Origin of the sequence: Streptomyces sp. N35 (genome assembly GCF_016464295.1) — a bacterium.
Taxonomy (GTDB): domain Bacteria; phylum Actinomycetota; class Actinomycetes; order Streptomycetales; family Streptomycetaceae; genus Streptomyces.
Map to the genome: position 1 here is coordinate 56,903 of NZ_JAEIMH010000029.1, position 6,012 is coordinate 62,914.

Below are 6,012 nucleotides of genomic sequence, written 5' to 3' on the forward strand. Positions count from 1 at the left end.
GTGACGTCAGTCGACAAGCCGACCGACGAAAACGCAGGGCCGGACGGCCAGGCGCCGGACACGGATGTGCAGGCGGTCACCGAAGCCGCCCTGTTCGAGGCCTTCGGCGGACTGCGCGGCATGATCGAGACGGTCCTGCCGGGCCTGCTCTTCGTGACGATCTACACCATCAACAAGGACCTGCACCTCTCCGCGATCGCGGCGCTCGGTGTCTCCCTGCTCCTCCTCGTGGCCCGCCTGGCCCGCCGCGACACCGTCAAGCACGCCTTCAGCGGTGTCTTCGGCGTGGCCTTCGGTGTGGTCTTCGCGATGATGACCGGCAATGCCAAGGACTTCTATCTCCCCGGCATGCTCTACACGCTCGGTCTCGCCCTCGCGTACATCATCACGACCCTCTGCGGTGTCCCGCTGATCGGCCTGATCCTCGGCCCGGTCTTCAAGGAGAACCTCTCCTGGCGCACCCGCAACCCGGGCCGCAAGACGGCGTACGCCAAGGCCAGTTGGGCCTGGGGCCTGATCCTGCTCGCCAAGTGCGCGATCCTCTTCCCGATGTACTGGTGGGCCGACACCACCAAGTTCGGCTGGGTGCTGATCGCCCTGAAGATCCCGCCGTTCCTGCTCGCCGTCTGGCTGACGTGGGTGTTCCTGGCGAAGGCTCCGCCGCCCATCGACGTCTTCGCCGAGATGGAGGCGAAGGAGAAGGCCGAGCAGGAGGCCAAGGAGGCCCGCGAGCGCGCGGCCGCCACGGACGAGCGCTTCGCGCAGCAGATGGATCCCCTGGTGGACGAGACCTTGCAGCGCCTCACGCAGGACGAGCCCCAGCGGGCACGGCACCGCAAGCAATAGGACGCGCGTATACGAGGAGGGGGGACCCGGCACCCGCCGGGGGCCCCCCCCCCCTACCTCCCGGGGGGCCCAGGGGCGCCCGGGCTCCCGCCGTACCGACAGGAGATCCTCCAGCTGCTCCTCACGCGCCTGGGCCGCCACGAACAGGAGCTCGTCACCGGCCTCCAGGGAGTCCTCGTGGGTCGGCGAGAGCACCCGCGTACCGCGGATGATCGTGACCAGCGAGGTGTCCTCGGGCCAGGCGATGTCGCCGATCATGGTGCCCGCGAGCGCGGACTCCGGCGGCAGGGTCAGCTCGACCAGGTTGGCGTCACCGTGGCTGAAGCGCAGCAGCCGCACCAGGTCGCCGACGCTGACGGCCTCCTCGACCAGGGCCGACATGAGCCGCGGCGTGGAGACGGCGACGTCCACACCCCAGGACTCGTTGAACAGCCACTCGTTCTTGGGGTTGTTGACGCGGGCCACGACCCGCGGCACCCCGTACTCGGTCTTGGCGAGCAGCGAGACGACCAGGTTGACCTTGTCGTCGCCGGTCGCGGCGATGACCACGTTGCAGCGCTGCAGGGCCGCCTCGTCGAGCGAGGTGATCTCACAGGCGTCGGCGAGCAGCCACTCGGCCTGCGGCACCCGCTCCACCGAGATGGCGGTGGGCGCCTTGTCGATGAGAAGGACCTCGTGCCCGTTCTCCAGGAGTTCGCCCGCGATGGAGCGGCCCACGGCACCGGCTCCGGCAATAGCGACGCGCATCAGTGACCGCCCTCCTCGGGGCCCTCGGCGAACGCCGCCTCGACCTTCTCCATCTCGTCGGTGCGCATCATGACGTGCACCAGATCGCCCTCCTGCAGAACCGTCTGCGACGACGGCAGGATCGCCTCGCCGAGCCGGGTGAGGAACGCGACACGGACGCCCGTCTCCTCCTGCAGCTTGCTGATCTTGTGTCCGACCCAGGCCGTCGAGGCATGCACCTCGGCGAGCTGCACCCCGCCGGTGGGGTCGCGCCACAGCGGCTCCGCGCCCGAGGGCAGCAGCCGGCGCAGCATCTGGTCGGCGGTCCAGCGGACGGTGGCGACGGTGGGGATGCCGAGGCGCTGGTAGACCTCGGCGCGACGCGGGTCGTAGATACGGGCGGCGACGTTCTCGATGCCGAACATCTCGCGGGCGACGCGCGCGGCGATGATGTTCGAGTTGTCGCCGCTGCTGACCGCGGCGAAGGCGCCGGCGTCCTCGATACCCGCCTCGCGGAGGGTGTCCTGGTCGAACCCGACTCCGGTGACCCGGCGGCCGCCGAATCCCGAACCGAGCCTGCGGAAGGCCGTGGGGTCCTGGTCGACCACGGCGACCGTATGCCCCTGCTGCTCCAAGGTCTGCGCGAGAGCGGCACCCACTCGTCCGCAGCCCATGATGACGATGTGCACGACCGTCCTTCCGGCTGTCAATGTTCCGTTAAGAGTCCGAGGCGGCTGTGAGCGCCTTGACGCGGTCTTTGCGCCCTCACCAGGGTCTCAGACCACAGGCCAAGCTACACACGCGCCCGGCGCGGTGCGCGGGCCCCCGTTCGAACGCTTACGATCCTCACCGTGTCCAAACTGACCGACCTGCCCAAACGGATTCTGATCGGGCGCGCACTGCGCAGCGACAGGCTCGGCGAAACGCTCCTGCCGAAGCGCATCGCACTCCCCGTGTTCGCCTCCGACCCGCTGTCCTCGGTGGCGTACGCACCCGGTGAAGTCCTTCTGGTGCTGTCCATCGCGGGCGTGTCGGCGTACCACTTCAGCCCCTGGATCGCGGTCGCGGTCGTGGTGCTGATGTTCACCGTGGTCGCCTCGTACCGGCAGAACGTGCACGCCTATCCGAGCGGCGGCGGCGACTACGAGGTCGCCAACACCAACCTCGGCCGCAAGGCGGGTCTCACCGTCGCGAGCGCCCTGCTCGTCGACTACGTGCTGACCGTCGCGGTGTCGATCTCCTCGGGCATCGAGAACCTGGGCTCCGCGGTCCCGTTCGTCGTCGAGCACAAGGTGCTCTGCGCGGTCGGTGTGATCGTGCTGCTCACCCTGATGAACCTGCGCGGCGTCAAGGAATCCGGAAAGCTCTTCGCGATCCCCACGTACGTCTTCGTGGTGGGTGTCTTCCTGATGATCGCGTGGGGTGCGTTCCGCGGCATCGTTCTCGACGACACCCTGAAGGCCCCGACGGCCGACTACGAGATCAAGCCCGAGCACCAGGGCCTGGCCGGCTTCGCGCTCGTCTTCCTGCTGCTTCGCGCCTTCTCCTCCGGCTGCGCCGCGCTCACCGGTGTCGAGGCGATCTCCAACGGCGTCCCCGCCTTCCGCAAGCCCAAGTCGAAGAACGCGGCGACGACCCTGGCGCTGATGGGCGCCCTCGCGGTCACCATGTTCTGCGGCATCATCGGGCTCGCCATGGCCAGCAACGTCAAGATGGCCGAGAACCCCGCGCACGATCTGATCAACAACGGGCAGGCCGTCGGCAGCGACTACGTGCAGCACCCGGTGATCTCCCAGGTCGCCGAGGCGGTGTTCGGCGAAGGATCGTTCCTTTTCCTCATCCTCGCCGCCGCGACCGCCCTCGTCCTCTTCCTCGCCGCGAACACCGCGTACAACGGCTTCCCGCTGCTCGGCTCGATCCTCGCGCAGGACCGCTATCTGCCCCGCCAGCTGCACACCCGCGGCGACCGGCTCGCGTTCTCCAACGGCATCGTGCTGCTCGCGGGCGCCGCCGCGGTGCTTGTCGTCGTCTATGAGGCCGACTCGACCAAGCTGATCCAGCTCTACATCGTCGGTGTCTTCGTCTCGTTCACGCTCAGCCAGACCGGCATGGTCCGGCACTGGAACCGCCATCTGCGCTCCGAGCGCGACCCGGCCAAGCGCCGCCACATGGTGCGCTCGCGCGCGATCAACACCTTCGGCGCTTTCTTCACCGGCCTCGTCCTGGTGGTCGTCCTGGTCACCAAGTTCACCCACGGCGCGTGGGTCGCGCTGCTCGGCATGGTCATCTTCTACGTGACGATGAGCGCGATCCGTAAGCACTACGACCGGGTCTCCGAGGAGATCGCCGCCCCCGAGGGACCCTCGGACGACAGCGTCCGCCCCTCGCGCGTGCACTCGATCGTCCTGGTCTCCAAGATCCACCGGCCGACGCTGCGGGCCCTGGCCTACGCGAAGCTGATGCGCTCGGACACCCTCGAGGCGCTCAGCGTCAATGTGGACCCGGCCGAGACCAAGGTGCTCAAGGCGGAGTGGGAACGGCGCAACATCACCGTCCCGCTCAAGGTCCTCGACTCCCCGTACCGCGAGATCACCCGCCCGATCATCGAGTACGTCAAGAACCTGCGCCGCGAGAGCCCGCGCGACGCGGTCTCCGTGATCATCCCCGAGTACGTGGTCGGTCACTGGTACGAGCACCTGCTGCACAACCAGAGCGCGCTGCGTCTGAAGGGCCGCCTGCTCTTCACTCCGGGCGTCATGGTCACCTCCGTCCCGTACCAGCTGGAGTCCTCGGAGGTCGCCAAGAAGCGGGCCCGCAAGCGCTCGGAGTGGAACGCGCCGGGTGCGGTGCGGCGTGGTCCCGTGGAGAAGAAGGCGCCCAAGGAGCCGACCGGGCGCGGCTGAGCTGATCGCTCGTGGCGGGCGGGCGGACGAACCCCACGTAGACTCGTGGGTTGTCGTCCACCCGCCCGCTCACCCCTTTTTGGAGCCACCCCGCCATGCAGGCAGATTCTGATTCGAAGAACTCGCTGGTCGGGGAGGAGTACGAGGTCGAGGTCGGCCCCGTCGCGCACGGCGGCCACTGCATCGCCCGTACGTCCGAGGGCCAGGTCCTCTTCGTACGGCACACGCTGCCCGGCGAGCGCGTGATCGCCCGCGTCACCGAGGGCGAGGAGGGCGCGCGCTTCCTGCGCGCGGACGCGGTGACGATCATCGAGGCCTCGAAGGACCGCATCGAGGCCCCCTGCCCGTTCGCCGGACCCGGACGCTGCGGCGGCTGCGACTGGCAGCACGCCAAGCCCGGCGCCCAGCGCCGCCTCAAGGGCGAGGTCATCGCCGAACAGCTGCAGCATCTCGCGGGCCTCACGCCCGAGGAGGCCGGCTGGGACGGCACGGTGATGCCGGCCGACGGTGACAAGCTGCCCGCGGGTGAGGTGCCCGCCTGGCGTACGCGCGTCCAGTACGCGGTCGACGCCTCGACGGGCGAGGCGGGTCTGCGCCGGCACCGTTCGCACGAGGTCGAGGTGATCGACCGCTGCCTGATCGCGGCGGAGGGTGTCACGGAACTCGGCATCGAGAAGCGCACGTGGGACGGCATGGCCTCCATCGAGGCGATCGCGGCCACGGGCTCCCAGGACCGCCAGGTGATCCTCACCCCGCGGCCGGGGATGCGCCTGCCGATCGTCGAACTCGACAAGCCGGTCTCCGTCCAGCGCATCGGCGAGAAGGACGGCGCGGTCCACCGTGTCCACGGCCGCGCCTTCGTCCGTGAACGCGCCGACGACCGCACGTACCGCGTCGGCGACGGCGGCTTCTGGCAGGTCCACCCGAAGGCCGCCGACACCCTGGTCCGCGCGGTCATGCAGGGACTGCTGCCGCGCAAGGGCGACATGGCCCTCGACCTGTACTGCGGCGTCGGCCTCTTCGCGGGCGCCATCGCCGACCGCGTCGGTGACAAGGGCGCGGTCCTCGGCATCGAGTCGGGCAAGCGCGCGGTGGAGGACGCCCGCCACAACCTGTCCGGCTTCGACCGCGTCCGCATCGAACAGGGCAAGGTCGAGTCGGTCCTTCCCCGTACGGGAATCGACGAGGTCGACCTCATCGTCCTCGACCCCCCGCGCGCCGGCGCCGGCAAGCAGACGGTCCGCCACCTGTCCGGCCTCGGCGCCCGCCGCATCGCCTACGTGGCCTGCGATCCGGCGGCGCTGGCGCGGGACTTGGGGTACTTCCGGGAGGGCGGGTACAAGGTGCGGATGCTGCGGGCGTTCGATCTGTTTCCGATGACGCACCACGTCGAGTGCGTTGCGATCCTGGAGCCGGTGAAGAAGGAAGCCTGACGCTCGATCCGGCGTTCTGTCAGGTATTTCTGACGGGGTGCCAGTAGGCGAAGGAGAGGCGCCGGGCCGCCCGGTCCCTCTCGCCGGGGGGGGGGGGCCCCTGC

4 protein-coding genes and 1 pseudogene are annotated in these 6,012 nt (G+C 69.4%); 3 read left to right on the top strand and 2 right to left on the bottom strand.

Annotation, left to right across the window (positions count from 1 at the left end):
• Positions 1 to 846, top strand: a complete 846-nt coding sequence (locus JAO81_RS17940; RefSeq protein ID WP_307813449.1) for a DUF3159 domain-containing protein — start codon at positions 1 to 3, stop codon at positions 844 to 846.
• Between the two features lie 84 nt (positions 847 to 930).
• Here JAO81_RS17940 and JAO81_RS17945 read toward each other — a convergent pair.
• Both JAO81_RS17945 and JAO81_RS17950 read right to left on the bottom strand, forming a co-directional pair.
• Positions 931 to 1,593 (bottom strand): annotated as a pseudogene (locus JAO81_RS17945) (TrkA family potassium uptake protein); the annotation flags it as partial.
• Positions 1,593 to 2,261 (bottom strand): TrkA family potassium uptake protein, encoded by a 669-nt coding sequence (locus JAO81_RS17950; RefSeq protein WP_199548870.1) that lies wholly within the window; start codon positions 2,259 to 2,261, stop codon positions 1,593 to 1,595. The gene JAO81_RS17950 and the pseudogene JAO81_RS17945, both read right to left, overlap by 1 nt.
• 162 nt (positions 2,262 to 2,423) lie before the next feature.
• Between JAO81_RS17950 and JAO81_RS17955 the strand changes: the two genes are divergently transcribed.
• Complete coding sequence (locus tag JAO81_RS17955; RefSeq protein WP_199548871.1) at positions 2,424 to 4,475, top strand: APC family permease; 2,052 nt, start codon at positions 2,424 to 2,426, stop codon at positions 4,473 to 4,475.
• A gap of 95 nt (positions 4,476 to 4,570) precedes the next feature.
• The gene (locus tag JAO81_RS17960; RefSeq protein ID WP_199548872.1) at positions 4,571 to 5,908 is read left to right on the top strand and encodes a class I SAM-dependent RNA methyltransferase; all 1,338 of its coding nucleotides are present in this window, start codon (positions 4,571 to 4,573) and stop codon (positions 5,906 to 5,908) included.
• The last annotated feature ends 104 nt before the right edge of the window (positions 5,909 to 6,012 follow it).